At 69.2% G+C, this 24,798-nt stretch carries 26 protein-coding genes, 2 tRNA genes and 1 riboswitch; of the genes, 13 read left to right on the top strand and 15 right to left on the bottom strand.

The genetic code is table 11. The features are described 5' to 3' along the window. Positions 1-202: hypothetical protein (locus tag ACIBKY_RS47620; RefSeq protein ID WP_397108013.1), on the top strand; the 202-nt coding region annotated here is incomplete at its 5' end. Between the two features lie 223 nt (positions 203-425). Here the strand turns inward: ACIBKY_RS47620 and ACIBKY_RS47615 are convergent. The 6 genes from ACIBKY_RS47615 to ACIBKY_RS47590 form a co-directional block, all read right to left on the bottom strand. Further along, positions 426-2,990: a valine--tRNA ligase gene (locus ACIBKY_RS47615; protein ID WP_397108011.1), complete on the bottom strand. Its 2,565-nt coding sequence runs from the start codon at positions 2,988-2,990 to the stop codon at positions 426-428. Positions 2,991-3,082: 92 nt separating this feature from the next. Further along, positions 3,083-4,363, bottom strand: coding sequence for an ATP-dependent Clp protease ATP-binding subunit ClpX (gene clpX / locus ACIBKY_RS47610; RefSeq protein ID WP_184976099.1), 1,281 nt, complete (start codon positions 4,361-4,363; stop codon positions 3,083-3,085). Between the two features lie 183 nt (positions 4,364-4,546). Further along, positions 4,547-5,170: an ATP-dependent Clp protease proteolytic subunit gene (locus ACIBKY_RS47605; protein WP_184976096.1), complete on the bottom strand. Its 624-nt coding sequence runs from the start codon at positions 5,168-5,170 to the stop codon at positions 4,547-4,549. Positions 5,171-5,181: 11 nt separating this feature from the next. After that, positions 5,182-5,814: a ClpP family protease gene (locus tag ACIBKY_RS47600; protein WP_184976093.1), complete on the bottom strand. Its 633-nt coding sequence runs from the start codon at positions 5,812-5,814 to the stop codon at positions 5,182-5,184. Between the two features lie 393 nt (positions 5,815-6,207). Beyond that, positions 6,208-7,590, bottom strand: coding sequence for a trigger factor (gene tig / locus ACIBKY_RS47595; RefSeq protein ID WP_397108008.1), 1,383 nt, complete (start codon positions 7,588-7,590; stop codon positions 6,208-6,210). 167 nt (positions 7,591-7,757) lie between these two features. Further along, positions 7,758-8,624, bottom strand: a complete 867-nt coding sequence (locus ACIBKY_RS47590; RefSeq protein ID WP_379627737.1) for a helix-turn-helix domain-containing protein — start codon at positions 8,622-8,624, stop codon at positions 7,758-7,760. Between the two features lie 228 nt (positions 8,625-8,852). Between ACIBKY_RS47590 and ACIBKY_RS47585 the strand changes: the two genes are divergently transcribed. Then, complete coding sequence (locus ACIBKY_RS47585; protein WP_397108005.1) at positions 8,853-9,320, top strand: ATP-binding protein; 468 nt, start codon at positions 8,853-8,855, stop codon at positions 9,318-9,320. Between the two features lie 71 nt (positions 9,321-9,391). Here the strand turns inward: ACIBKY_RS47585 and ACIBKY_RS47580 are convergent. Next, positions 9,392-9,465, bottom strand: a tRNA-Pro gene (locus ACIBKY_RS47580). A gap of 89 nt (positions 9,466-9,554) precedes the next feature. Here ACIBKY_RS47580 and ACIBKY_RS47575 point away from each other — a divergent pair. Together ACIBKY_RS47575 and ACIBKY_RS47570 are read left to right on the top strand one after the other, a co-directional pair. Further along, positions 9,555-9,628: transfer RNA gene (locus ACIBKY_RS47575), tRNA-Gly, on the top strand. Between the two features lie 131 nt (positions 9,629-9,759). Then, positions 9,760-10,368, top strand: coding sequence for a uridine kinase (locus ACIBKY_RS47570; RefSeq protein WP_397108003.1), 609 nt, complete (start codon positions 9,760-9,762; stop codon positions 10,366-10,368). 4 nt (positions 10,369-10,372) lie between these two features. Here the strand turns inward: ACIBKY_RS47570 and ACIBKY_RS47565 are convergent, their stop codons facing one another. Continuing rightward, the gene (locus tag ACIBKY_RS47565; protein ID WP_397108001.1) at positions 10,373-12,148 is read right to left on the bottom strand and encodes a trypsin-like peptidase domain-containing protein; all 1,776 of its coding nucleotides are present in this window, start codon (positions 12,146-12,148) and stop codon (positions 10,373-10,375) included. Between the two features lie 57 nt (positions 12,149-12,205). Here ACIBKY_RS47565 and ACIBKY_RS47560 point away from each other — a divergent pair, with 57 nt between their 5' ends. Next, positions 12,206-13,078: an LLM class flavin-dependent oxidoreductase gene (locus ACIBKY_RS47560; RefSeq protein WP_397107999.1), complete on the top strand. Its 873-nt coding sequence runs from the start codon at positions 12,206-12,208 to the stop codon at positions 13,076-13,078. 72 nt (positions 13,079-13,150) lie between these two features. Here the strand turns inward: ACIBKY_RS47560 and ACIBKY_RS47555 are convergent, their stop codons facing one another. After that, positions 13,151-13,414: a DUF1883 domain-containing protein gene (locus tag ACIBKY_RS47555; RefSeq protein WP_397107997.1), complete on the bottom strand. Its 264-nt coding sequence runs from the start codon at positions 13,412-13,414 to the stop codon at positions 13,151-13,153. Between the two features lie 121 nt (positions 13,415-13,535). Between ACIBKY_RS47555 and ACIBKY_RS47550 the strand changes: the two genes are divergently transcribed. Both ACIBKY_RS47550 and ACIBKY_RS47545 read left to right on the top strand, forming a co-directional pair. After that, positions 13,536-14,855, top strand: a complete 1,320-nt coding sequence (locus ACIBKY_RS47550; RefSeq protein ID WP_397107995.1) for a TrpB-like pyridoxal phosphate-dependent enzyme — start codon at positions 13,536-13,538, stop codon at positions 14,853-14,855. A 30-nt stretch (positions 14,856-14,885) separates the two neighbouring features. Beyond that, positions 14,886-16,181 (top strand): dihydrolipoyl dehydrogenase family protein, encoded by a 1,296-nt coding sequence (locus ACIBKY_RS47545; RefSeq protein WP_397107993.1) that lies wholly within the window; start codon positions 14,886-14,888, stop codon positions 16,179-16,181. 3 nt (positions 16,182-16,184) lie between these two features. Here ACIBKY_RS47545 and ACIBKY_RS47540 read toward each other — a convergent pair whose 3' ends face one another. Continuing rightward, complete coding sequence (locus ACIBKY_RS47540; RefSeq protein ID WP_376773618.1) at positions 16,185-16,262, bottom strand: 50S ribosomal protein bL37; 78 nt, start codon at positions 16,260-16,262, stop codon at positions 16,185-16,187. Between the two features lie 134 nt (positions 16,263-16,396). Here ACIBKY_RS47540 and ACIBKY_RS47535 point away from each other — a divergent pair, with 134 nt between their 5' ends. The 5 genes from ACIBKY_RS47535 (at position 16,397) to ACIBKY_RS47515 (ending at position 21,075) form a co-directional block, all read left to right on the top strand. Further along, complete coding sequence (locus ACIBKY_RS47535; protein WP_397107991.1) at positions 16,397-17,176, top strand: DeoR/GlpR family DNA-binding transcription regulator; 780 nt, start codon at positions 16,397-16,399, stop codon at positions 17,174-17,176. Beyond that, the gene (gene galT, locus ACIBKY_RS47530; RefSeq protein ID WP_397107989.1) at positions 17,173-18,234 is read left to right on the top strand and encodes a galactose-1-phosphate uridylyltransferase; all 1,062 of its coding nucleotides are present in this window, start codon (positions 17,173-17,175) and stop codon (positions 18,232-18,234) included. Before ACIBKY_RS47535 ends, galT begins: the two co-directional genes overlap by 4 nt. A gap of 66 nt (positions 18,235-18,300) precedes the next feature. Beyond that, positions 18,301-18,438: riboswitch (cyclic di-AMP (ydaO/yuaA leader) on the top strand. A 6-nt stretch (positions 18,439-18,444) separates the two neighbouring features. After that, entirely contained in the window at positions 18,445-19,398 is a 954-nt protein-coding gene (locus ACIBKY_RS47525; protein ID WP_397107987.1) for a coiled-coil domain-containing protein, read from the top strand. A 55-nt stretch (positions 19,399-19,453) separates the two neighbouring features. Further along, the gene (locus ACIBKY_RS47520) at positions 19,454-20,512 is read left to right on the top strand and encodes a hypothetical protein (protein ID WP_397107985.1); all 1,059 of its coding nucleotides are present in this window, start codon (positions 19,454-19,456) and stop codon (positions 20,510-20,512) included. Further along, positions 20,509-21,075: a type VII secretion system-associated protein gene (locus ACIBKY_RS47515; RefSeq protein ID WP_397107983.1), complete on the top strand. Its 567-nt coding sequence runs from the start codon at positions 20,509-20,511 to the stop codon at positions 21,073-21,075. Before ACIBKY_RS47520 ends, ACIBKY_RS47515 begins: the two co-directional genes overlap by 4 nt. Here the strand turns inward: ACIBKY_RS47515 and ACIBKY_RS47510 are convergent. The 4 genes from ACIBKY_RS47510 to ACIBKY_RS47495 all read right to left on the bottom strand — a co-directional run bounded on the left by ACIBKY_RS47510 (position 21,070) and on the right by ACIBKY_RS47495 (position 22,966). Beyond that, positions 21,070-21,408, bottom strand: coding sequence for a hypothetical protein (locus ACIBKY_RS47510; protein WP_397107981.1), 339 nt, complete (start codon positions 21,406-21,408; stop codon positions 21,070-21,072). The genes ACIBKY_RS47515 and ACIBKY_RS47510 overlap by 6 nt on opposite strands. Beyond that, positions 21,405-21,791 (bottom strand): YbaB/EbfC family nucleoid-associated protein, encoded by a 387-nt coding sequence (locus ACIBKY_RS47505; RefSeq protein ID WP_397107979.1) that lies wholly within the window; start codon positions 21,789-21,791, stop codon positions 21,405-21,407. Before ACIBKY_RS47505 ends, ACIBKY_RS47510 begins: the two co-directional genes overlap by 4 nt. Positions 21,792-21,849: 58 nt before the next feature. After that, the gene (locus ACIBKY_RS47500) at positions 21,850-22,521 is read right to left on the bottom strand and encodes a GAP family protein (protein WP_397107977.1); all 672 of its coding nucleotides are present in this window, start codon (positions 22,519-22,521) and stop codon (positions 21,850-21,852) included. Positions 22,522-22,597: 76 nt separating this feature from the next. Then, positions 22,598-22,966, bottom strand: coding sequence for an MmcQ/YjbR family DNA-binding protein (locus tag ACIBKY_RS47495; protein ID WP_397107975.1), 369 nt, complete (start codon positions 22,964-22,966; stop codon positions 22,598-22,600). Positions 22,967-22,977: 11 nt separating this feature from the next. Between ACIBKY_RS47495 and ACIBKY_RS47490 the strand changes: the two genes are divergently transcribed. Further along, complete coding sequence (locus ACIBKY_RS47490; RefSeq protein WP_397107973.1) at positions 22,978-23,478, top strand: DinB family protein; 501 nt, start codon at positions 22,978-22,980, stop codon at positions 23,476-23,478. A gap of 5 nt (positions 23,479-23,483) precedes the next feature. Here the strand turns inward: ACIBKY_RS47490 and ACIBKY_RS47485 are convergent, their stop codons facing one another. Continuing rightward, entirely contained in the window at positions 23,484-24,791 is a 1,308-nt protein-coding gene (locus ACIBKY_RS47485; RefSeq protein ID WP_397107971.1) for a M50 family metallopeptidase, read from the bottom strand. Positions 24,792-24,798 lie beyond the last annotated feature (7 nt).

Genomic DNA, 24,798 nt, shown 5'->3' with positions numbered 1-24,798 from the left:
AGCAAAAACTCATCATATTCCAGACGAGGTGTTGCATGAAATACTTCATGCACTGGCTTTTAACACACTGTTGAGTTCTCAAGAAACGGACGCGTACTCCCCAGTACTGCAGGAGGCGCACATTTCGTCTACCTCAATCTTACCAGATCAAGATGAACCTGTCAAACCGGCGATCTGGGTGGATTTGAGGCAACCCCGCTAACTTACTCCAACATCCGGCACTTGTCCAATCAAACGGACACAGCCGGAAACCCGGATCAGTCGTTGGGATGTTCAGAGCCTAGCAGCGTTCCGATGAGCTCCGAACCCGGAGGCTCATCGGGGCGTGCTCGCCCTGCGTTGAAAACTGTAGCAGCACAACGCAGGTACAACGTCCAACTTCCCGGTAACGAATGAGTCTTCCCTCCATGCGTTACCGCCAAACATCACCCAGCCGACAGGGCCGCGAGCTGTGCCTCCAGGCGCGCGATGTCCTCGCCGGACTGCGTCGCACGTGCCCTGACCTTGGCCACCACGTCCTCGGGAGCCTTGGCCATGAACTGCTCGTTGCCCAGCTTGGCCGACACCTGGGCAGCCTCCTTGCGCGCCACGGCCAGATCCTTCTCCAGGCGCTTGCGCTCGGCCACCACGTCGATGGCGCCGGCGGTGTCGATCTCGACGCTCACCCCGGTCACCGCGAACCTCGCGGTGGCGGAGAACCCGTCATCGGGCTCCTCCAGCCGCAGCAGCGACCGGATCGCGCCTTCCTGCGCGGCGAGAGCCGTACCGGAGAGACCGAGACGTGCGGCGACCCGCTGGCCCGGCTTGAGTCCTTGGTCGGAGCGGAAGCGGCGCACCTCGGTCACCAGCTCCTGGAGCGCGGTGATCTCGGCTTCCGCCTCCGGGTCGCGATAGCTCGGGTCCGCGACCGGCCACTGCGCCACCATCACCGACGTGCCACCGGTGACCGCCCGCCACAACTCCTCGGTGACGAACGGGATCAGCGGGTGCAACAGCCGCAGCAACGCGTCGAACACGTGGCCCAGGACCAGGCGGGTGCCCGTGCGGCCCTCGGCGATCTGGATCTTCGCCAGCTCCAGGTACCAGTCGCAGACCTCGTCCCACGCGAAGTGGTACAGCAGGTCGGAGACCTTGGCGAACTCGAACTCCTCGAACGCGGCATCGGCCGCCTCGATCGTGTGCTGGAGCCGGGACAGAATCCACCGGTCGGCGGCGGTGAGGTCGGCCGGGAGCTCCCCGACCGTGGCACCGTTCATCAGCGCGAACCGGGTGGCGTTCCACATCTTGTTACAGAAGTTGCGCGAGCCGGCCGCCCACTCCTCGCTGACCGCCACGTCGGCGCCGGGATTGGCGCCGCGCAAGAGCGTGAAGCGGGTCGCGTCGGCGCCGAAGCGGTCGACCCAGTCGAGCGGATCCACCACGTTCCCGAAGGACTTGGACATCTTCTTGCCGTACTGGTCGCGCACCATGCCGTGCAGGACGACCACATGGAACGGCGGCTGCCCGTCCATGGCGTAGAGGCCGAACATCATCATCCTGGCGACCCAGAAGAACAGGATGTCGTAGCCCGTCACCAGCACCGATGTCGGGTAGAAGCGGGACAGGTCCGCGGTCTTCTCCGGCCAGCCCAGCGTCGAGAACGGCCAGAGCGCCGAGGAGAACCAGGTGTCCAGCACATCAGGATCCTGGACATAACCCGCGGGTGGCTGCTCGTCCGGACCCACGCAGACGACTTCGCCGGCCGGGCCGTACCAGACCGGAATGCGGTGACCCCACCACAGCTGCCGGGAGATGCACCAGTCGTGCATGTCGTCGACCCAGTCGAAGTAACGCTTGGCCAGCTCCGGCGGGTGGATGCGGGTACGCCCGTCGCGCACCGCGTCACCGGCCTCCTTGGCCAGCGGCCCGACGTTGACGAACCACTGCAGCGACAGCCGCGGCTCGACCACGGTCTTGCACCGAGAGCAGTGTCCGACCGAGTGCACGTAGGGCCGCTTCTCGGCGACGATGCGGCCTTCCGCGCGCAGGGCGGCCACCACGGCGGGCCGCGCCTCGAACCGGTCGAGCCCCTGGAACGGACCGTGCGCGGTGATGACGCCGTGCTCGTCCATGACGGTCAGCGACGGCAGCGAGTGGCGGCGGCCGATCTCGAAGTCGTTGGGGTCGTGGGCAGGGGTGACCTTGACCGCTCCGGTGCCGAAGGCCGGATCGACGTGCTCGTCGGCGACGATCGGGATGCGCCGCCCGGTCAGCGGCAGCTCCACGTACGTGCCGACCAGGTGGGTGTAGCGCTCGTCGGCGGGATTGACCGCGACGGCGGTGTCGCCGAGCATCGTCTCGGCGCGCGTGGTGGCGACGACGACCTCGTCGGAGTAACGGATGGAGACGAGCTCGCCGTCGTCCTCGCTGTGCTCGACCTCGATGTCGGACAGCGCGGTGTGGCAGCGCACGCACCAGTTGATGATGCGCTCGGCGCGGTAGATCAGCCCGTCGTCGAAGAGCCGCTTGAAGATCGTCTGGACGGCGCGCGACAGGCCCTCGTCCATCGTGAAGCGCTCGCGGGACCAGTCGACGCTGTCACCGAGCCGCCGCATCTGGCCGAGGATCGCGCCGCCGGACTCCTCCTTCCACTGCCAGACCTTCTCCACGAAGGCCTGGCGGCCGAGGTCGTGCCGGGACAGACCCTCCGCGCCGAGCTTGCGCTCGACGACGTTCTGGGTGGCGATGCCCGCGTGGTCCATGCCGGGCACCCACAGCGCTTCCTTGCCGCGCATCCGCGCGCGGCGCGTCAGCGCGTCCTGGATGGAGTGGTCGAGTGCGTGGCCGATGTGCAGCACGCCGGTCACGTTCGGCGGGGGCAGGACGATGGAGTACGGCTCGCGGGAGCTGCCCGGATCGGCGCGGAAGTAGCCTTCGGATTCCCAGCGTGAGTAGCTCCGGGTCTCGACGTCGGCCGGGGTGTACTGGGTAGGCAGCTCTGGCGTTGTCACGCGGCCAAGTTTAGTGCCGCCGTTGACGGGATCGTCTCCACATGGAGAAGCGCCCCACCGACCGGCGGGGCGCTTCGTCGTGCGAAAAGGAGCTAGGCCGACTTCTCGCGCGGCGGACGCTGCTGCTTGGCCAGCTGATCACGCGGGACCAGCGTCGGGATCGCGTGCTCCAGCACGGACTCGCGGGTGATGACCACCCGGGCGACGTCCTGGCGGGAGGGCACTTCGTACATGACCGACAGCAGGACCTCTTCGAGGATCGCGCGCAGGCCTCGCGCACCGGTGCCCCGCAGGATCGCCTGGTCGGCGATCGCCTCCAGCGCGTCGTCGGTGAACTCCAGCTCGACGCCGTCGATCTCGAACAGCTTGCGGTACTGCTTCACCAGCGCGTTGCGCGGCTCGGTGAGGATCTGGATGAGCGCCTCGCGGTCGAGGTTGTGCACGCTGGTGATGACCGGCAGGCGGCCGACGAACTCGGGGATCATGCCGAACTTCAGCAGGTCCTCGGGCATCACGTCGCCGAAGATGTCGACGGTGTCGACCTCTTCCTTCGAGCGGATGATGGCGTTGAAGCCGATGCCCTTCTTGCCGATGCGCGACTCGATGATCTTCTCGAGGCCGGCGAAGGCACCACCGCAGATGAACAGCACGTTGGTGGTGTCGATCTGGATGAACTCCTGGTGCGGGTGCTTGCGGCCGCCCTGCGGAGGAACCGAGGCAGTGGTCCCCTCCAGTATCTTCAGCAGCGCCTGCTGAACGCCCTCACCGGAGACGTCGCGGGTGATCGACGGGTTCTCGCTCTTGCGGGCGATCTTGTCGACCTCGTCGATGTAGATGATGCCGGTCTCGGCCTTCTTGACGTCGTAGTCAGCGGCCTGGATCAGCTTGAGCAGGATGTTCTCGACGTCCTCGCCGACGTAGCCCGCCTCGGTCAGCGCGGTGGCGTCGGCGATGGCGAACGGCACGTTGAGCATCTTGGCCAGCGTCTGCGCCAGCAGGGTCTTGCCGGAGCCCGTGGGCCCGAGCAGCAGGATGTTGGACTTCGAGAGCTCTATGCCCTCGTCTCTGCCGCGGTCGCCGGACTGCACCCGCTTGTAGTGGTTGTAGACCGCCACCGAGAGGGCCTTCTTCGCCTGGTCCTGACCGATGACGTAGGCGTCGAGGAACTCGTAGATCTCCCTCGGCTTCGGCAGATTGTCCCACTTGAGTTCGGAGGACTCGGAGAGCTCCTCCTCGATGATCTCGTTGCAGAGATCGATGCACTCATCGCAGATGTATACGCCGGGACCGGCGATGAGCTTCTTGACTTGCTTCTGGCTCTTCCCGCAGAAAGAGCACTTCAGCAGGTCTCCCCCGTCGCCGATGCGTGCCACCCCAGATACTCCTTTGCGTGGGACCGCCCTGCTCCCAAGAGCAGTGTTTCCGGACTTCCTCCGGACTTGGCCGAACCGCTCAGGTTTCGACGTTACCGTCTTCTGGGCCCTCAGTGAGCCCCCTAGCGGCGAGTCGCACCGGAACGTGCCCTATTGGGCAGCGCTCCGGTGCCTCACATCACATCAGGAAGCTACGGCCTGTGCCCGCTTCTTCCTGGTCGGGATGATGTCATCGATCAGACCATACGCCTTTGCCTCTTCCGCGTTGAGAATTTTGTCGCGTTCAATGTCGCGGCGGACCTCGGCGGGCTCCTTGCCGGAGTGCTTCGCCACCATCTCCTCGAGGAGAGTGCGCATGCGAAGGATCTCGCGGGCCTGGACCTCGATGTCGCTGGCCTGGCCGCCGCCCTCGGTGGAGGGCTGGTGGATCAGGATGCGCGCGTTGGGCAGCGCCAGGCGCTTGCCCGGCGTGCCGCCCGCGAGCAACACCGCGGCGGCCGAGGCGGCCTGACCGAGGCAGATGGTCGAGATCTCCGGCCGGACGTACTGCATCGTGTCGTAAATCGCCGTCATCGCGGTGAAGGAGCCACCCGGCGAGTTGATGTAGATGCTGATGTCCCGGTCGGGGTCAAGCGACTCCAGCGTCAGCAACTGGGCCATGACGTCATTGGCCGACGCGTCGTCGATCTGCACGCCGAGGAAGATGATCCTGTCCTCGAAGAGCTTGTTGTACGGGTTCATCTCCTTCACGCCGTAAGACGTGCGCTCGACGAAGGAGGGGAGAACGTAGCGGCTCTGGATGTTCACTTCAGCTCCCCCTAGGAGACGGCGCCCGCGGAGGGCACCTGCCGTGCGTTGCGCACGACCTGGTCGATGAAGCCGTAGTCCTTGGCCTCCTCGGCCGTGAACCACCGGTCTCGGTCGGAGTCGGACTCGATCTGCTCCAGCGTCTGGCCGGTGTGCGCGGCGATCCGCTCGGCCAGCGTCTTCTTCACGTAGAGCATCTGCTCAGCCTGGATGGCGATGTCGGCGGCGGTGCCGCCGATGCCACCGGAAGGCTGGTGCATCATGATGCGCGCGTGCGGCAGCGCGTAGCGCTTGCCCCTGGCGCCGGCCGACAGCAGGAACTGGCCCATGGAAGCGGCCAGGCCCATCGCCACCGTCGCGACGTCGTTCGGCACATATTCCATCATGTCGTATATCGCCATACCGGCGGTCACCGAGCCGCCAGGCGAGTTGATGTAGAGCCAGATGTCGCGGTCCGGGTCGTCGGCCGCGAGCAACAGGAGCTCCGCACAAATGCGGTTGGCGATCTCGTCGTTGACCTCCTGCCCGAGCACAATGATGCGCTCACGCAGCAGGCGCTGGTAAAGCTGGTCCTCAAGCCGGAAGGACGAGCCGTTCTCACGGCCTCGCGACTCGGGCTGATTGAAGGTCGGCGGGCTGGTCACAGCTTCACCTTCCGATGCGTCGTAACGATTGGCTTTGCTTGTGACCTTAACGCGCCCCGGCTAGCGGTCATGCCCCGTCTCCCCACCTGTTCGCTGTCGGCGCAGGTGGTTGGATGCCCATACTTTACGGCGCAGCCAGCTCAGCGCCTCCCACTTCAGCTAAGTTGCTCCCGATCTGCGGGCGCTTCTCACGTCGGACGTGGTTCCCGCCGTTACGACGCGCTCTCGGCCGGTCTCCGTGCCCCACCCTGAGCCCGTCAGAAGGGCGCCGAGCCCACCGTCCACCCTCCCGCCGCCCGGCGCCCTCCTGCGCCCCTCCGGGCCGCCCCGCGGACCCCCGGAACGGCGAAAGCCCCCGGCCATGACGGCCGGGGGCTTTCGTGAGCCTTGGGATCAGGCGTCGGCCTTCTCCTCGGCCGGCGCGTCGGCCGGCTCCTCGACGACCTCTTCACCGTTGATCTCGGTGTAGATGGCCTTGAGGTCGATCTCGGCACCCTCGGAGTCGACGATCTTGGCGGCGTCACCCACGACGGCCTTGGCCTTGTCGCGGACGATCTCGACCATGGCCAGCGTCAGCTGGTCGTTGTCGGCGAGGTGCTGGGCCAGCTGGTTGGGCTGGACGCCCATCTGCATGGCGCGGCGGACGACGAAGTTGGTCAGCTCCTGCTCGGAGACGCCCAGCTCCTCCGCCTTGACGATCTTGTCGAGGACGAAGCCGGTCTTGATGGCCTTCGCGGAGTTGGTGTCGAACTCGGCGAAGCGCTCCTCCTCCGTCGTCTGGTACAGACGGAAGAAGGCGTCGCGGCTGAGGCCGGACTCGGCGATCTGGTGGTCGAGGTTGTGCTTGCGGGAGTCGACCTCGGCCTTGAGCGCGCTGTCGGGGATCGGGATGTCGATCTTCTCCAGCAGGGCGTCGAGGGCGTTCTCGCGCGCCTGGACGACCTGGTCGACCAGCTTGTTGCGGCGGGCGGTCTCGCGGATGCTGTCCTTGAGCTCGTCCAGCGTGTCGAACTCGCTGGCGAGCTGCGCGAACTCGTCGTCGAGCTCGGGCAGCACCTTCTCCTTGACCGACTTGACGGTGATGATCACGTCAGCCTGCTCGCCGGCGTTGTCGCCGCCGACCAGCTCGGTGCCGAAGGTCTTCTCCTCGCCGGCGGACATGCCCACGAGCGCCTCGTCGAGGCCCTGGAGCACGGAGCCGGCGCCGACCTCGTAGGAGACCTCGTTGGCCTGCTGCTCCTCGATGTTGTTGCCGTCGATCTCGGCGCGCAGGTCCATGACGACGAAGTCGCCGTCGGCGGCCGCGCGCTCGACGCCGGTCAGCGTCGCGAAGCGCTGGCGCAGGCCGTCGAGCTGCCCGTCGATGTCCTCGTCGGAGACCGTGGCGGCATCGACGGTGACCTCGGTGCCCGCGTAGTCGGGGACCTCGAAGTTGGGGCGGATGTCGACCTCGGCGGTGAACTCGATCTGCTCGCCGTCCTCGATCTTCGTGACCTCGATGTCGGGCTGGCTGACCGGGAAGACGTCGACCTCGTCGACAGCCTGGCCGTAGAGCTTGGGCACCGCGTCGTTGAGGGTCTCCTCCAGCACCACCGCGCGGCCGAAGCGCTGCTCGATGATGCGGGCCGGCACCTTGCCAGGACGGAAGCCGGGCACGCGGACCTGCTGCGCGACCTTCTTGTATGCCGCATCCAGGCTCGGGCGCAGCTCTTCGAACGGCACCTCGACAGTGAGCTTCACCCTGGTCGGGCTGAGCTCCTCGACAGCGGTCTTCACGGGGTGGTCTCCTTGATCAAGCTTCGAGTGATGCGCGGGCGCGTCCATTCGGTACGGCTCACGCGCCGCGCCCACATGAGCGGCGCCGGGCATGCTCCGCTACGGCGGGATCCAACGCCGTTGGCCAGTCTAGGGCAGATGCGTACCCAACAACGACGTGACGGCGCTCAGAACTCGTCGGCGATCGTACGCAGCAGCTCCACCGTCTCATCCGGGGTGGTGCTGACGGCGCACAGGCGCTCCATGACCTCGGTGTAGCGGTCGACGTCCTCTCGCTTGTCGAGGTAGAGCGCGCTGGCGAGTTGTTCCACGTAGACCACGTCGGGCAGCTCGCGGTCGGGGAAGCGCAGGATGCTGAACGCGCCGCCCTCGGCACTGTGCCCGCCGAAGTCGAAGGGCATCACCTGGACGGTGATGTTGGGCTGGCGCATCTGCTCGATGAGGTGCTCCAGCTGGGCGCGCATGACCTCGGCGCCGCCGATGGGACGGCGCAGCGCCGCCTCGTCGATCACCGCCCAGAAGACCGGGCCGTCGGGGCGGTCGAGGACGCGCTGCCGTTCGAGTCGCACGTCGACGCGGCGGGAGATCTCCTCGGCGCTGATGCCGGCCGAACCGGCGGTGACCACCGCCTTGGCGTATTCCTTCGTCTGCAGCAGCCCCGGGACGAACTGCACCTCGTACGTCCTGATGCGCTCGGCGGCCTCTTCCAGCCCGACGTACGCCTGGAACCACGAGGGCAGGATGTCGTTGAAGCGGTGCCACCAGCCCGGCTCGTTGGCCGTGCTCACGAGGTCGAGGACGGCGGCACGGGCCTGGTTGTCGCTGACGCCGTAAAGGGTCAGCAGGTCGGCGACGTCGCGCTCCTTGAAGCCGACGCGGCCGAGCTCCATCCGGCTGATCTTGGATTCCGAGCCCCTGATCAGGTGGCCGGCCTCCTCGCGCGTGACGCCCTTGCCCTCCCTCAGCCTGCGGAGCTGGGAGCCGAGGAGGATGCGCAGCGCCGTAGGTCCGGAACCCGGCTGGTTCTGCGTCACACTGCCTCCAATACGTCCGGACACACAGTGACATCCCTCCGCCGGGTATGACAAGGTCTCAACCCGGTGTCCGGTTCGGCATATCCGGCCGAAGCGCCCATGCGGTTGCACATTGCACATGCACGTGCATTTGGGTCTTGCAGCTACGCGCGTCGTGACCCATGATGGCCTAGTGCATATTGGGCCAAACATGCACTAACCGATGGGCAAGCGGGAGGTAGCGGCGGGATGGTGGAGGACCCCCTGGCCACTGCCGACTGCCTGCAGATCACCCGCGAGGTCGGCTTCGACAGCCTGCTCAGCCGGGCCCATCCATACACCACCTCGTGCCCGCTCCCCTTTCAGGCCGATTCGGTCAAGACCGCGCGTGACGTCACCCGCGACACCCTGCACAACTGGGGACTGGCAGAACTGAGCGACGACGCCGCACTGGTGGTCTCCGAACTCGTCACCAACGCCGTCCGCTACACCCGTGGCCACACCGGGCTCACCCTGCTGCTGATGCGCGTCGCCCCTCACGTACTGCTGGCGGTGGCCGACCCGAGCGACGAGGTACCCACCCGCAAGGAGCCCGACTTCATCTCGGAGAACGGCCGCGGCCTCTACATCGTCGAGACCTACAGCCAGTGCTGGGGCTGGGACCCGCTGGCCAGGGGCGGCAAGGCCGTCTGGGCCCTGTTTCGCACCGAACCCTGATCCTCCCCGCCACGACCCTCACGAAGGCCGCTCCCGATTCCGGTGAGCGGCCTTCGTGCTGTTCGTGCAAGTCGGGGCGACAGGATTTGAACCTGCGACTTCTTGCTCCCAAAGCAAGCGCGCTACCAAGCTGCGCCACGCCCCGCTGCGCCCGGTGCGCAAGCTCCCCGAGACTCCGGTACGCTTACGCCCTGACGACCGGATGAAGTCTAGACCAGACTTGGACCGGCTCGCGCGGACGTAGCTCAATGGTAGAGCCCTAGTCTTCCAAACTAGCTACGCGGGTTCGATTCCCGTCGTCCGCTCCAACAGCCGGAAGGCCGGGCCCAGCCCGGCCTTCCGGCGTTCCGGACCTCGGGCTGGATCGCCGATCGCGGAGGCGGGCGCGCCGCCCGTTCCCGGCGTCATGAGCCTTGGACACGACCACTAGGGTCGTGGCATGGGGGTGCGGCCGATTTCGCCGGAATCGCTGGTCGAGGAGCTGGTTCAGCGCATCGTGGGGTTGCCCCGGGACGCGCCCGCGCGGGTGATCGTGGACGGGGCGCCCGCCGCCCGGCCGGACGGCTACGCGGACGCACTGGCGGAGCCGCTCCGCGTGCTGGGGAGGCCGGTGATCAGGGTGTCGGCCTGGGACTTTCTGCGGCCGGCCTCGCTCCGGCTCGAATACGGCAGGACCGACCCCGACGCGTTCTACGACGACTGGCTTGATGTGAAGGCCATCGCCAGGGAGGTCTTCAACGGCTCCGGCCAGGTGCTCCCCCGGCTCTGGGACAGCGTCGCCGATCGGGCGTTTCGCGTGCCGTACCAGGACGTGCCCCCGGGCGGGGTGGTGGTGCTGGACGGGACGCTGCTGCTCGGCCGGGGGCTGGCGGCCGAGCTGAGCGTGCATCTGTGGATGTCCGCGGCGGCGCTGGAACGGCGTACCGCCGGGGAGGAGCGGTGGCGGTTGCCCGCCTATGAGCGGTACGAGCGGGAGGTCGGGCCGGTGCGGGCGGCGGACGTCGCGGTCAAGGTGGACGACCTGCGGCATCCCGCCTTGCTCGAATAGAGGGCTACGTGAGGTGGCGTAGCAGGGCTCGGGCCACGTGCGGGTGGGACAGGTACTCGGCCACGTCGTGTGAGCGCTGGAGCGGGTTGTCGACGGCGCGTTCGTCCACCTGCCCCTTCCAGTCGTCCTCCAGCGGGCAGCCGATGCTCACCGGGTCCGACGGTGACCAGACGTTGAGCCACTGGCCGGCCCGGTCGGGGCGGTGCGGGCCGCCCGACAGCAGGCGGCCCTGGACGGCGTCCAGGCCCAGCGGGCTGCCCAGGGTCACCAGGATCGGGACCTCCAGCGCGGCGGGCAGGCGGGTGAGCAGGTCCATGGCGACGACGGTGCCGAGGCTGTGGGCGACGAGGACCACCTGGCCGGAGGCCGGGAGGGTGCGTTCGACACTGGCCAGTACGGCCTGCCGTACCGAGGAGTCGTCGAGATAGGCGGCCACGTCGCGGAAGACGGCGGCGATCAGGAGGTGGTCGAGGTTCGTGGCGGAGGCCAGCCAGGACAGGGCGCCCTGGACGCCGGTCAGCAGGCCTTCGCGACGGCCGTCGGCGGGGCGGCCGGCGAGCGCGGCGGCCTCGCCGATGAGCTGCTCGTAGACGACGCGGGTGGTCGGGGAGGTGGGGACCAGGGACTCCCGCGGCTCGGTGAGGGTGTCGCCGTAGAAGGGGAACCACACGTCGGCGGGTTCCACGGTCGGCAGGCCGGCGAGGGTGAGGCCCTTGTTGAGCCCGGCGATCCACTCGCGGCGCATGGTCTGGGGGTCTCGGCCCGTCTGGCCCCGGCCGTGGAGGAAGACGAGGTGGCGGGTGCCGCCGAAGGCCGAGGGGCGGGCGGGCGCGCCGGCCTGCCGTACCGGAGCCATGGACTCTGCGGCGAGCGGGGCGGCGCCCAGCTCGGACAGCAGGTCGGTGGGCAGGCCGGACAGGATGGAGCTGACGCGGACGCCTTCGTTGGCGATCCAGGCGCCGTCCTCGCCGGGGACGCCGGAGTGGTGGAGTGCGACGACCTCCCACTGGTCGTTGAAGACGGGGGAGCCTGAGCTGCCCGGTTCGGTGTCGGCGCTGTAGTGGAGGAAGTGGTCGAGCTGCATGGTCAGCTCGTTGCGGCGGATGGTGATCTCCTTCAGCCGGCCGTTGGGGTGGCCGACGAGGTTGACCGGCTCGCCGGTGACGATCTTGCCTTGGCGGGCCATCAGGCGGTTCCAGCCGTACAGGTCGCCCGCGGTCCTGCCGTCGGCGGCGGGGACGACGCGGACGAGCGTGTAGTCGAGCTCCTCGTCGGTGACGAACGCCGACGAGGGGTCGAGGCGGAAGCGGGTCCAGGCGGGCGGGTCGTTGTCGATGCTCATCTCGGCGCCGAACTCGACCTCGGCCTCGCCCGCGCTGTCCTGGTCGGGCAGCACGTGGTTGTTGGTGAGCAGCAGCGAGGGCGCGACCAGGAATCCCGTCCCGACGGGGATGGCACGGCCGTTGGAGCCCTGGGTGATGCGGCCCACGGAGGTGATGGCCCGCGCTCCCCTGGCCAGGAAGTTGGCGGGCTGGAAGTCGGCGGAGACGCCGACGATGCGTTCGAGCAGGCGGTCGGGGCTCTGCTCCGAGAGGCGTTCCACGGTGGCGACGGAGACGGTTCCGCGCTGGACGAGCCGCTCGGCCCTGGCGGTCACCTGGTCGGCGTCGTCCACGATGTGTTGCCCGGTCTGCTCCCGGCGGCGCTGGATGCGCGCGCGGTCATCCCGCTTGCTCGCGTACCGCGCCGCCGCTGCCCGGGTCTGTGACTTGGCGTCCATGAGGCCACGGTGAACCCGCCCCCGGCCGGGCGCATGAGTAGTCCCATACTCAGAGTCATGACGGACTTCGGGTATTTCCTGGTGCCGAACAGCGCCGATCCCCTCATTGAGTACGCGCAATTGGCCGACCGGCTCGGCCTTGACCTGATCGGTGTGCAGGACCATCCCTACCAGCGCCGGTACGTGGACACCTGGACTCTGCTCAGCGTCATCGCGGCCAGGACGGAGCGGATCACGGTCTTCCCCGACGTGGCGAACCTGCCGTTGCGCCACCCCGCCGTGCTGGCCAAGGCGGCGGCGAGCCTCGACCTGCTGAGCGGCGGCCGGGTGGAGCTCGGGCTTGGGGCCGGTTCGTTCTGGGAGGCGATCGACGCGTACGGCGGGCCGCGCCGTACTCCCGGACAGGCCCTCGGCGCGCTGGAGGAGGCGATCACGGTGATCAGGGCCGTCTGGAGCGGCGAGCGCAACCAGCGCTTCGAGGGCGAGCACTACCACCTGCGCGGCGCCCAGACGGGACCGGCGCCCGCGCACGACATCGGCATCTGGGTGGGTTCGGGCGGGCCGAAGGCGCTCGCGCTGACGGGGCGGCTGGCCGACGGGTGGGTGCCGTCATCGGGGTGGGCGACGCCGGAGCGGCTGCCCGAGATGAGCGCCCGCGTCGACGAGGCCGCGCGGGCGGCGGGCCGTGAACCGTCCGGCATCCGGCGGATCTACAACGCCGGGGGCACGATCACCGGCGGCGCGGCGGAGGGGTTCCTGAAGGGGCCGGCCGAGCAGTGGGTGGAGGAGCTGACGGATCTGGCGGTCGGCCACGGCATCGACGCGTTCGTCTTCTGGCCGGAGGGCGATCAGCGGGAGCAGCTCACGCTCTTCGCCGAGCAGGTGGTGCCGGCGGTCCGCGAGCAGGTGGCCCTGGAACGGCAGGGCTGAGCGCAGGCTCCGACCATGTTGTCGCGGCATAGCTTGGACGCGGTCCATCCGAAATGAGGCGGGGGCCGGCGCTCAGTCGAAGAGCTGGCTGACCACGACGTTGACACTCCCGCTGTAGCTGTCGACGACCAGGTACCAGTCGTCGTCGTAGGGCACTTCCACGACGGCGGGGCCGGCGTCGAAGAAGCCGCCGTAGTACTCGTGGGCGTCCTCGTCGAGGTAGGCCTCGTACTCCTCGGCATCCATGAGACACACCCGGCAGGCCGAGCCGCGCACTTCCACCGCGAAGCGGGCCCCGAACGCGACGGAGCCGAGATTCCAGTAGAGGTGCCGCATACCTCCATTGGTATCCCGGCCGGGCCATGGATCGGAAACCGAGCGCGAGTCGGAACACGCGTGGAACGATCAACGTGACTGGGTCTGACCAAGCAGGCTTCGCCGCAGTTCAATGGACTACATGCCACACGAACCAGCATTCCCCAGCCACTGGTACAACATCGTTCCCGACCTCACCACCCCGCCTCCCCCGCCGCTGCACCCTGCCACCGGGCAGCCGGTCGGTCCGGACGACCTGGCCCCGTTGTTCCCGGTGGAGCTGATCGGCCAGGAGGTGAGCGGGGAGCGTTTCGTCGAGATTCCGCAGGAGGTGCTGGACGTCTACCGGCTGTGGCGGCCGACGCCGCTGATCCGGGCGCACCGGCTGGAGAAGGCGCTGGGCACGCCGGCGCACATCTACTACAAGTACGAGGGCGTCTCCCCCGCGGGCTCGCACAAGCCGAACACCGCCGTGCCGCAGGCGTACTACAACAAGCGCGAGGGTGTGCGCAGGCTCACGACCGAGACCGGGGCGGGGCAGTGGGGGTCGGCGCTGGCGTTCGCGTGCGCGCAGTTCGGGCTGGAGTGCGAGATCTGGATGGTGCGCGCCTCCTACGACCAGAAGCCGTACCGCCGCTCTCTCATGCGCGTGTACGGCGCCGCCGTCCACGCCAGCCCGTCACCGCTGACGAGCGCGGGCAGCAAGATTCTGGCCGAGCACCCCGGGTCCACCGGCAGCCTGGGCATCGCGATCAGCGAGGCGGTCGAGGTGGCGGGCGCCGCGGCCGACACCCGGTACGCGCTGGGCTCGGTGCTCAACCACGTGCTGCTGCACCAGACGGTCATCGGCGAGGAGGCGCTCAAGCAGATGCCGGAGATGCCGGACCTGGTCATCGGCTGCACCGGCGGCGGCTCCAACTTCGCCGGGCTGGCCTTCCCGTTCATGCGCGAGAGCCCGCGGACGTCCTTCCGCGCGGTGGAGCCGGAGGCGTGCCCGTCGTTCACCCGCGGCCGCTACGCCTACGACTTCGGCGACACGGCCGGGTTCACGCCGCTGCTGAAGATGCACACGCTCGGCCACGACTTCATACCGGACCCGATCCACGCGGGCGGGCTGCGTTATCACGGCATGTCGCCGCTGCTGTCGCACATGTACGAGCTGGGCTTGTTCGAGGCGGTCACCAGGTCGCAGAGCGAGTGTTTCGAGGCCGGTGTGCGCTTCGCGCGTACGGAGGGGATCGTGCCGGCGCCGGAGCCGACGCACGCGCTCGCCGAGACGATCGCCGAGGCGCTGCGGTGCAAGGAGAGCGGCGAGGAGAAGGTACTGCTGACCGCGCTGTGCGGACACGGCCACTTCGACCTCGGCGCCTACGACCGCTACCTGGCGGGCGAGCTGGAGGACTACGCGCTGCCGCAGGAGCGGGTCGACGAGGCGCTGGCGAATTTGCCTCATTCCGGGTGAACCCCGGCTCGGGGTGGTTATGTACCTGAGATGGACGTTGATGTGATCGTGCTGGGGATGGGTCCGGGCGGCGAGGACGTGGCCGGCCGGCTGGCGGAGGCGGGGCTGCGCGTGGCCGCCGTCGAGTCGAACCTGGTGGGCGGCGAGTGCCCCTACTGGGGCTGCATCCCCTCGAAGATCATGATTCACGAGGCGGAGACCTCGCGCGAGTGGGCGGCGCTGGTGCGCCGGGTGCGCGAGGCCACCGACTCCTGGGACGACAAGGTGGCCGCCGACCGCTTCACCGGCAAGGGCGGCCACCTGGTCAGGGGCCACGGGCGCGTCACCGGGCCGGGCGAGGTGACCGTCGGCGACCGGGTGCTGCGCGCGGCGCGCGGCATCGTGATCGCGACCGGTTCGCAGGCGGCGGTGCCGCCGATCGAGGGGCTGGCGGGCACGCCGTACTGGACCAACCACCAGGCGATCGAGAACGCCGAGCTGCCCGAGTCGATCATCGTGCTGGGCGGCGGCGCGATCGGGGTCGAGCTGGCGCAGATGTTCCGGACGTTCGGCGTGGCGGTGACGGTGGTCGAGGCGGCCGACCGGCTGATCGCCCTCGAAGAGCCGGAGGCCGGCGCGCTGCTGGAGAAGGTCTTCGCCGGGCGCGGCATCGACGTGCGGACCTCGGCCAAGGTCGCGCGCGTGGACTACGGCGGCGGCCGCTTCACGGTCGGCGGCGCCGAGGCGGAGCGGCTGGCCGAGGCGGAGCGGCTGCTGGTGGCGACGGGCCGCCGGGTGGATCTGCGGGCGCTGGGCGTCGGCGCGATCGGTCTCGACGAGAGCGCGCGGGCGGTTCCGGTGGACGCGCGGATGCGCGCGGCCGAGGGCGTCTGGGCGATCGGCGACGCGGTCGGCAAGGGCGCTTTCACGCACATGTCGATGTACCAGGCGAACATCGTGGTCAAGGAGATCCTCGGTGAGCCGGTGCACGAGGCCGAGTACCATGCCGTGCCCCGGGTGACCTTCACCGATCCCGAGGTGGGCGCGGTGGGCCTGACCGAGGCGCAGGCCCGCGAGCGGGGCCTGGACGTGCGTGTCGCCGTGGGCGATCTGGGCACGCGCGGATACATCGCCCAGGCCGAGGGACTGGTCAAGCTGGTGGCCGCCGACGGCGTCCTGGTCGGCGCGACCGTGGCGGCGCCGCCCGGGGGCGAGGTCCTGGGACTGCTGACGCTGGCGGTGCACGCCCGCGTCCCGCTCACCAGGCTCGACGAGATGATCTACGCCTACCCGACGTTCCACCGGGCGGTTTCGGCCGCCGTGAAGGAGCTCACCGCGGCCGGGTGACCGTCAGCGCGAGGCGGGGCGCTTGCCGTGGTTGGCCTTCTTCTTCTTGCGTGCTCGGGACTTGCGGGCGCGCCTTGCCATCCGTCGTCCTCCTTTGAGCGGGGCCTTTTTCCAGTACGGCATGCGTATCCCACACCGGTCCCCCCGGCAAGCGACCTCACATTCTTCAACATGTTCATGTCATAATCTGTTTGAACTTGTTGGAAGGAGGGCGCGTGCTCGCACAGCAGCGGCAACAGACGATCCTCGAAAGGGTCCGGGCCAGCGGCGGGGTCCGCGTGGCCGACCTCGTGCGCGAGCTCGGCGTTTCCGACATGACCGTCCGGCGCGACCTGGAGTCCCTGGCCGAGCGCGGCCTGCTGGAGAAGGTGCACGGCGGCGCGACCACGCTCGGCCCCGGCTCCACGGAGGAGCCGGGCTTCACCGCCAAGTCCGCCCGTCAGCAGCAGGAGAAGGAGGCGATCGCGCGCCGCGCCGCCGAGCTGGTCGGGCCGGGCACCGCGGTCGCCCTGTCGGCGGGCACCACCACGTGGGCGCTGGCCCACCACCTGGTCTCGGTGCCCGACCTCACCGTCATCACGAACTCGGTCCCGGTCGCGGAGGTCTTCCACCGCGCCCCGCGCGCCGACCGCACGGTGGTGCTCACCGGCGGCGTCCGCACGCCCTCCGACGCGCTGGTCGGTCCCGTCGCCGTCGCCGCGATCCGCCGCCTGCATGTGGACACGCTGTTCCTGGGCGTGCACGGGATGAGCGCGCGCGCCGGGTTCACCACGCCGAACCTGCTGGAGTCGGAGACCGACCGGGAACTGGTGGCCGCCGCCCACCGCCTGGTCGTGCCGGCCGACCACACCAAGTGGAACACCGTCGGCATCAGCACGATCGCCGACCTGGCAGAGGCCGACGTCGTCATCAGCGACCAGGGTCTGCCCGCCGAGGCGCGCGCCGAGCTGGCCGAGCGCGTCGGGGAACTGATCATCGCGGAGGGCACGCAGTGAAGCGCACCATCACCCACCTGGCCGACGGGCGAGAGCTGATCTACTTCGACCGGCGCGACGACGCCGACCGCGGTGCGGTGGACCGGCGTCCGCTCGACCCCCGGCCGCTCGCCTCGGAGCTGCGCTACGACCCGCTGACCGAGGAGTGGATCGCGATCGCGGGGCACCGGCAGACGCGGACGTTCCTGCCGCCCGCCGACGAGTGCCCGCTGTGCCCGTCGTCCGACACGCGGGCCTCGGAGATCCCGGCGCACGACTATGACGTGGTGGTGTTCGAGAACCGCTTCCCCTCCTTCAGCGGAAATTTTGGGACTTATCACGACGTGGGGGGCTTGAGTGAGGTGCGGCCGGGTGCGGGGCGGTGTGAGGTGGTGTGCTTCACCTCCGAGCACTCCTCGTCGTTCTCGCGGCTGACCGACGCGCAGGTTGAGCTGGTCATGGAGGCGTGGGCGGACCGCACCGCCGAGCTGTCCGCGATCGAGGGCGTGGAGCAGGTCTTCGTCTTCGAGAACCGGGGCGAGGAGATCGGGATCACGCTGCCCCACCCGCACGGGCAGATCTACGCCTACCCGTACGTGACGCCGCGGACCAAGCTGCAACTCGCGGCGGCGCAGCGGCGGCCGGGGCTGTTCGCGGACGTGCTGGCCGCCGAACGGGCCGGGGAGCGGGTCGTGGCATCCAACGAGCTGTGGACCGCCTTCGTGCCGGCCGCGGCGCGCTGGCCGTACGAGGTGCATGTCTACCCGCATCGGCAGGTGCCGGACCTCGCGGCGCTGACCGAGGTGGAGCGGGCGGCCTTCGCGCCGCTCTACACCTCGGTGCTGCGGGCGCTGGACGGGATCTTCGGGGTGGCCATGCCGTACATCTCGGCATGGCACCAGGCGCCGGTGCGGTACCTGCGCGAGCTGGGACATCTGCACCTGGAGCTGTTCTCGATCAGGCGCGCGCCCGGCAAGCTCAAGTACCTGGCGGGGTCGGAGTCGGCGATGGGCGCCTTCGTCAACGACGTGCTGCCCGAGGAGGCCGCACGCCTGCTTCGATCACAGGTAGATCACTAATTGGTTTCCACTTGGAGTCGCATTGCCCGCCATTTACTACTAATATCCCTCACGCACCGGTTGTCACAGCCGTTGCCGCCTAATCCCGGGCGTGTTGCCCGGGAGCCGGGGACCCAGCCTCACCTGGGGTGAATCCACTTCGGTGGTAGGGCATCTCCCAGCCCGAACCCGTCAGCTAACCCGGCCGGCAGATGGAGAGGAATCCCCCACGTGGCGGTTGCGTCCCCCGCGACTCTGGCCATCGGTCTCATCACCGCCGCGGCTGTGGCGCTCACCCCGGCGAGCGCGCACGCCGCGCCCAAGCCGAGCGAGAAGCAGCTGCGGGCCGAGCTGAAGAAGCTCAACACCCAGGTCGACAAGCTCATCGAGAGTTACAACGGCAAGCGCGTGGCCCTCGCCAAGGCGAAGGAGGCGGAGAAGTCCGCCCAGGCGCGCCTGGCCACCGCCGAGGCGGCGCTGGTCCAGGCCGAGCGGCGGGTGGCCGAGATCGCCCAGCTGCGCTACCAGGGCAGTGGCGGCACGTTGCCCGGCTTCCTGTACACGCCCGACGCGCCGGGCGCGGCCGTACTGGAGCAGCTCACCGACGAGGAGCAGGCCATCATCGCGGGCGTCGCCGCCGCCCGCGACGAGAAGAAGAAGGCCGCCGACGCGGCCGCCACGCTCACCACCCAGATCGCCGGGCAGGCCGAGGAGGTGGACAAGGAGCGCGACGAGGCCGAGGGCGTCATCAAGGACATCAAGGACAAGCTCCAGGACCTCATGCCGTACGGCACCGGCAAGCGCAACGACGGATCCTGGGCCCCCGAGCTGCCCTCCGGCTCCGACAACATCACCTCACGGATGCGGATCATCCGCGACGAGATCAAGAAGACCTTCAACCTGCCCTTCGAGGTCGGCTGCTACCGCTCGGGCGGCGGCGGCGAGCACCCGCTCGGCCGGGCCTGCGACTTCATGATGAGCACCGGCGGCTCCATGCCCACCGCCGCCAACCAGGCTCTCGGCGACCAGATCGCGGCCTGGGCGATCAAGAACAAGGACCGCTTCGGCGTGAAGTACGTGATCTGGAAGCAGCGCATCAACATGGGATCGGGATGGCGGGCGATGAGCGACCGCGGCAGCATCACCGAGAACCACTTCGACCACCCGCACATCTCCATGCAGTGAGTGCGCCCCAGTAATGTGACGGCTCGGATGTGATCACCGGGCAAGAGGGGGCACAGTGGCGCTGCAGCCACCACCGGGGCTGGCCATGCTGCTCAACGTCGTCGTCTCGTGGCCGCTCGTCGACGAGGACCGGCTGCACGCAGCCGCGGCCGGCACCCAGTGGGTCTCCTTCGCGATGACGGCGGTGCGCGTCTCCTCGGCCGCGGCCACGCACGCCGCCCAGACCACCGCGCGCAACGACGGCGAAGGCGTCCGGGCGTTCGGCGGCGAGTGGCGCGACACCTCCGCCCGCTCCGGCGACGCGGTCACCGCCGCGCTGCTCATCGGCGGCGCGTTACAGATCTCCGCCATGATCGTGCTGGCCATGAAGGTGGCGCTGATCGTCCTGCTCATGCGGCTGGCCCTTCACCTGTCGCGGCTGGTCGCGGCCTCGGGTCCCACCGCCGGCGCCTCGCTCGCCGCGGTGGGTCCCGTCGTGGGCGGCGCCAGGACGGCCGCGCGGGAGATCATCCGCCGGATGGTCGAACTGCTGGAACGCAGCGCGCTGCGCCTGTTCGGACGCGCGTCCGCGCTCCTGCGCAAGCCGGCCTCCAAGGCGGGGTCCGGCGCGATCCCGCCCGGCAGGCGGCCGCCGACGCCCGTGCGCGGCCCCGGCAACCACCTTGAGTCTGCGGCCGACAAGAGCGTCGACGTCTCGAGCATCACGCCGTACCCGATCTGGCGGCGTGACCGCCCGCCGGTCTACCGCGCCGAGGACAGGTCGCCCGACGAGATCTTCGAGCGGGGTCTGCGGCCGCGCGACCCGTCGATGACGAACCTGTCCGACCACGTGCTCAAGTCAAAGCCGTCCGCCTTCGTCGGGACCAGCACGCGGATGGACATCGACACCGCCGTCCCGCGCCGCTTCGTCTACGAGGTCGACGCCCCGGGCGGGATCGACGTCCAGGACACCGTCAAGGCCGCCCGCCATCTGGCCCACGAGCGCGAGATCGCCTTCCCCGGCGGAGTACATCGGAGATACATCACCGGTGCCTGGCCGCAAGGAGTGCCCAAAACGCCGCAGAACTTCATCCGCAACCCGCACTACGACCCCTTCCCCGGAGGATCGCCGTGAACGACGTCCCACCGCCCCCGCCGCCGATCACCGACGAGCTGCGGCGGCAGGCACGGCGGAGCCCGGGGACCTGGATGTACGCGATCGATCCGTTCTTCGACCCCGGTGGAGAGGTCCCGCCGTACGGCATCATCGGGGCCTGGCAGGTCGACGCGAGCGGTGAGATCACCGGCGAGTTCCGGCACAACGGCGGATACCGGCCCTCGCCGGTGGCGCTGGGCCACCCCGAGCCCACCGACCCGCTCGACCGGGCCCTGCAGCTCGCCTCGACCGGCTACGCCACCGGCGGCGACGTCGTGCCGCTGCTGCTGGCGGCGGAGGTGATCGTGGCCGCCGGGCCGGGCGGCGGGGTGCCGGTGTTCGACACGGGCGGGGGCCGGGCGGCGTTCGCCTACACGGCCCGTGCGCACCTGCCGGAGACCCTGCCGGACGGGGCCATGGACTGGCAGCGTCTGCGCGGCGGCGACCTGGTCGCGCTCCTGCCCGCGGACGTGGGCGTCGTCGTCAACCCGGAAGGGCCGGCCGGCGTGCTCCTCGGCCCCGAGGAGCTACGCCGGTCATGACCGCTCCAGCAGCCGTCTGACGCGCGCGACCTCCTCCTCTGCGCGCCGCTCCGCGGCCTTGTAGTTCGCCTCCATGACCCGCACGTCCTCGCCCGAGGTCACCTGCCGCTCCCCCAGCGCCGCGCAGACCTCCAGGGCCTTCTTGGTGACCTCGAGGTAGGCGGCCTTGACCATGGTCGCGGGCACCTCGCCCCAGGGGTCTCCTTCTCCTTCCAGACCGGCGCGCAGCTCCGCCACCGCCTCCAGCCACGTCGTGCCGGTCTGGCCGAGCCCCGCGCCGGTGCCGCGCAGGTCGGCGTGGGAGACGTCCGGCCCGCGGTCGAACCCGTTCACCGCTCCTCCAGCCGGCGCACGACCAGCTCCACCCCGTCGGCGAACTCCTCCAGCCGCTCCAGCACGCTGTCGTGCGTTCCGCCCATCGTCTCGGCGAGCCGCCGGGGGTCGGCCGCCTCCAGCCCCGGCACGTTCGCCCGCAGGTCGTCCAGCGCGGCGTTGACCGCGCTGAGAATCTCCCGCGCGAGGTCCTCCGAGGCCATGCGCATGACCCGGGGGTTGAGACGCAGCTCGTGCAACCGCCCGTCCGGCCCGGCGACCGCCCGCACCTGCCCGTCGGCCGCAACGCCGTCGCCCCGGAATCCCTCGTCGGCGGGCGCCTTCTCCATCTGCTCCAGTGCCTGGAGGGCCTGGGTCAGCATCTCGCCGATGTTCTCGTACATGGATCTCTCTATATCGCCCCCGTACGCCCGCAAACCACCCCATACGGGGGAACAACGCCTACTGGAGCCAGCCGAACAGGCGGGCGGCGGCGTCGCGGGCGATGAGGAAGCCCACGATGGCCAGCGTCCAGCCGACCATGGAGGCGGCGTTCCTGAGGATCCAGTCGCGCAGCTTGGCCAGCTTCGGCTCCAGCCGGTCGCCCGCCAGGCCGCGCCCGGCCATGAGGGCCAGCGGCGGCAGCACCATCACCAGGACATAACCCGCCAGCACCGGCCCCCACTGCATCGGCGTCAGCCCGGAGGCGGTCATGATGCCGATCGCGGCCAGGTAGGGCGCCATCGTGGCCACCTCGACCACGCCCATCGTCAGCGCCAGCGACACCATCGTGCCCGGCCCGCCCAGGCGCGGCTCCCACTGCTTCTTCTGCTTCTTGGAGTCGAAACGCCAGCTCAGCAGGAACAGGCCCACACCGACCACCAACTGCACCCACAGGAAGGTACGGCTCTGGAAGACGTCACCGAAGTTCTCCAGCAACGCCGACAGGCCCAGCATGAGCGCCACGCCCACCAGGAAGTAGAAGAGCGTGATCGTGGCCAGGTAGATGACCATCCGGCCGACCTGCCGGCGGTCGGAGGCCAGCATCATCACCAGCGGCACACCGAGCGTGCCGAAACTCGTGCTGTCCACCAGGGCGAGCCCCACCAGCGTCAGGAGGACTGTTGTCGTCATGGTCACCCATCCTGCCGCCGCGACCGGCGCCCCGACTCCTGCGCGCGGGCCAATCCGGACTACACCTTTCTGCCTACTACGGCCGGCCGGTCATCGCGTCGAGCTGCTTGACCAGGGTCTTGGGGGCGATCACCCGGTAGGCGTCGGTGACGATCTCCTTGATCTCGGCCCAGTCGACGTCCACGTCCAGGTAGACGCCCAGCCAGCCGCGGTGTCCCACGTACGGCGGGCGGAAGTAGTGCGCCGGGTCCTCCGCCACCAGCTCCTGCTGCACGCCCGGCGGCGCGGCGCACCAGAAGCCGAGCCGGTCGTCGTGGTGGTGGTCGGCGAACATCACGAACGTCTTCTTGTCCCGCACGAACCAGGTGGGCTCGCCGTGGCTGAGCCGTTCCGTCGTCTCCGGCAGGTCCAGGCAGAGATTCCGCAGGCGTTCCAGCTGGTCCATAGTCTTAGGCTATGCGCATCGAACCACCCGTGGACGGCGACGAGCGAAGCACGCTGGAAGGCTTCCTCGACTACCACCGGCAGACACTGGCATGGAAGTGCGAGGGGCTCACCGACGAGCAGTTGCGGACGCGGGCCCTGCCGCCGTCCACGATGTCGTTGCTCGGGCTGATCAGGCACATGTCGGAGGTGGAGCGCGGCTGGTTCCGCCGCCGCATCGGCGGGCGGAACGATCTGCCGTTCATCTACGTCACACCGGAGGATCCGGACGCCGACTTCGACCGCGTGGACGAGGACGATCGGGCGGGGGCGTTCAAGATCTGGGAGAGCGAGGTGGCCGCGGCCCGTGAGGCCACCGCGGGGGTGCCGCTGGACGGGGTCGTGCACCGCACCCGCGAGCCGCTGACGGTGTCGGTGCGCTGGGTCTACTTCCACATGATCGAGGAGTACGCCCGCCACAACGGCCACGCCGACCTGCTACGCGAGCGGATCGACGGGGCCACGGGCGAGTAGGGACCTCAGCCGGACAGGCGGATCGGGTTGACCAGGTCGGCGTAGACGAGCAGACCGGCCATGATGATCATCACCATGGCCAGCACGTACGTCAGCGGCAGCACCTTGGCGATGTCCACGTGACGGGGCTCGGGCCGGCGGAAGACGCGGGCGTAGGCGCGCTTGAGCCCCTCCCAGAGGCCGCCGGCGATGTGGCCGCCGTCCAGCGGCAGCAGCGGGATCAGGTTGAAGACGCCGATCGCGAGGTTGAAGCCGGCCAGCAGGCTGAGGAACATGACGAGTTTGTCCTGGCCCGACAGCACGTCGGAGGAGAGGATCTCGCCGCCCATCCGGCCCGCGCCGACGACGCCGACCGGGCCCTGCCGGTCGCGTTCCTCGCCGGAGAAGGCGGCGTGCCACACGCCGACCATCTTCTCCGGCAGGTTGAGCAGCGACTTGGCCACCTGTCCCGTCACGTCGACCATGTGCCCCGCCACGGCACCGATGGTCTGCTTCACGTAGACCTCGGTGGGGGCGACGCCGAGGAAGCCGACATTCTTGTCGATCTTCTTGGGGTCTTTCGGGTTCGGCCGGTCCTGGGCGATCAGGTTGACGTCCAGCGTGGACGGCTGGCCGTTCCTGATGATCCCGACCTTGGCCGGGCCCGCGCCGTGCGAGCGGATCTTGTTGGTCGCGTCGTCCCACGAGGTGATCTTCACGCCGTTGAAGGAGACGATCTCGTCGCCCACCTTCATCCCGGCCTCGGCGGCGGGGGTGGGCGGGTCACCGGGCTTGCAGTCCACGCGCTTCTCGACGGCGGGGGTGACGCAGGTGGTGGTCTGGGGCGAGACGACCGGCGCGTAGGCGGGGGTGCCGATGGTCATCAGCAGGATCGCGTAGAGGATGAAGGCCAGCACGAAGTTCATCAGCGGGCCGCCGGACATGATGATGACCTTCTGCCACCACTTCTTCCGGTAGAAGACCCGGTCCTCGTCGCCGGGCCGTACCTCCTCCTGCGCGAGATCACGCGCGGAGTCGATGAGTCCCTGGAACGGCCCGGTCGAGACACGGCGCAGCTTCGTCGGATCGTCACCGGGACGGGGCGGGAGCATCCCGATCATCCGGATGTAGCCGCCGAACGGGATCCACTTGACCCCGTACTCGGTCTCACCCTTCCGCTTCGACCACACGGTCGACCCGAAGCCCACCATGTACTGCGTCACCCGCACCCCGAAAATCTTCGCGGGAACCAGGTGGCCGAGCTCGTGCAGCGCGATGGAGGCCGCCAGGCCGATGACGAACAAGGCGATTCCCGCGATGGTGAGCCAGATCATCTAGGGG

It is taken from the genome of Nonomuraea sp. NPDC050394, assembly GCF_044459065.1.
GTDB lineage: Bacteria > Actinomycetota > Actinomycetes > Streptosporangiales > Streptosporangiaceae > Nonomuraea.
Note: the sequence above shows the minus strand (reverse complement) of the source record. Positions and strands in the feature narration are given on the sequence as shown.

Excerpts from the sequence above, each read along its gene's own strand:
- ACIBKY_RS47585 (WP_397108005.1), top strand. The coding sequence starts at position 8,853 with ATGGTGGAGGACCCCCTGGCCACTGCCGACTGCCTGCAGATCACCCGC.
- ACIBKY_RS47570 (WP_397108003.1), top strand. The coding sequence starts at position 9,760 with ATGGGGGTGCGGCCGATTTCGCCGGAATCGCTGGTCGAGGAGCTGGTT.
- ACIBKY_RS47565 (WP_397108001.1), bottom strand. The coding sequence starts at position 12,148 with ATGGACGCCAAGTCACAGACCCGGGCAGCGGCGGCGCGGTACGCGAGC.
- ACIBKY_RS47560 (WP_397107999.1), top strand. The coding sequence starts at position 12,206 with ATGACGGACTTCGGGTATTTCCTGGTGCCGAACAGCGCCGATCCCCTC.
- ACIBKY_RS47555 (WP_397107997.1), bottom strand. The coding sequence starts at position 13,414 with ATGCGGCACCTCTACTGGAATCTCGGCTCCGTCGCGTTCGGGGCCCGC.
- ACIBKY_RS47550 (WP_397107995.1), top strand. The coding sequence starts at position 13,536 with ATGCCACACGAACCAGCATTCCCCAGCCACTGGTACAACATCGTTCCC.
- ACIBKY_RS47545 (WP_397107993.1), top strand. The coding sequence starts at position 14,886 with ATGGACGTTGATGTGATCGTGCTGGGGATGGGTCCGGGCGGCGAGGAC.
- ACIBKY_RS47540 (WP_376773618.1), bottom strand. The coding sequence starts at position 16,262 with ATGGCAAGGCGCGCCCGCAAGTCCCGAGCACGCAAGAAGAAGAAGGCC.
- ACIBKY_RS47505 (WP_397107979.1), bottom strand. The coding sequence starts at position 21,791 with ATGTACGAGAACATCGGCGAGATGCTGACCCAGGCCCTCCAGGCACTG.
- ACIBKY_RS47500 (WP_397107977.1), bottom strand. The coding sequence starts at position 22,521 with ATGACGACAACAGTCCTCCTGACGCTGGTGGGGCTCGCCCTGGTGGAC.
- ACIBKY_RS47495 (WP_397107975.1), bottom strand. The coding sequence starts at position 22,966 with ATGGACCAGCTGGAACGCCTGCGGAATCTCTGCCTGGACCTGCCGGAG.
- ACIBKY_RS47490 (WP_397107973.1), top strand. The coding sequence starts at position 22,978 with ATGCGCATCGAACCACCCGTGGACGGCGACGAGCGAAGCACGCTGGAA.
- ACIBKY_RS47485 (WP_397107971.1), bottom strand. The coding sequence starts at position 24,791 with ATGATCTGGCTCACCATCGCGGGAATCGCCTTGTTCGTCATCGGCCTG.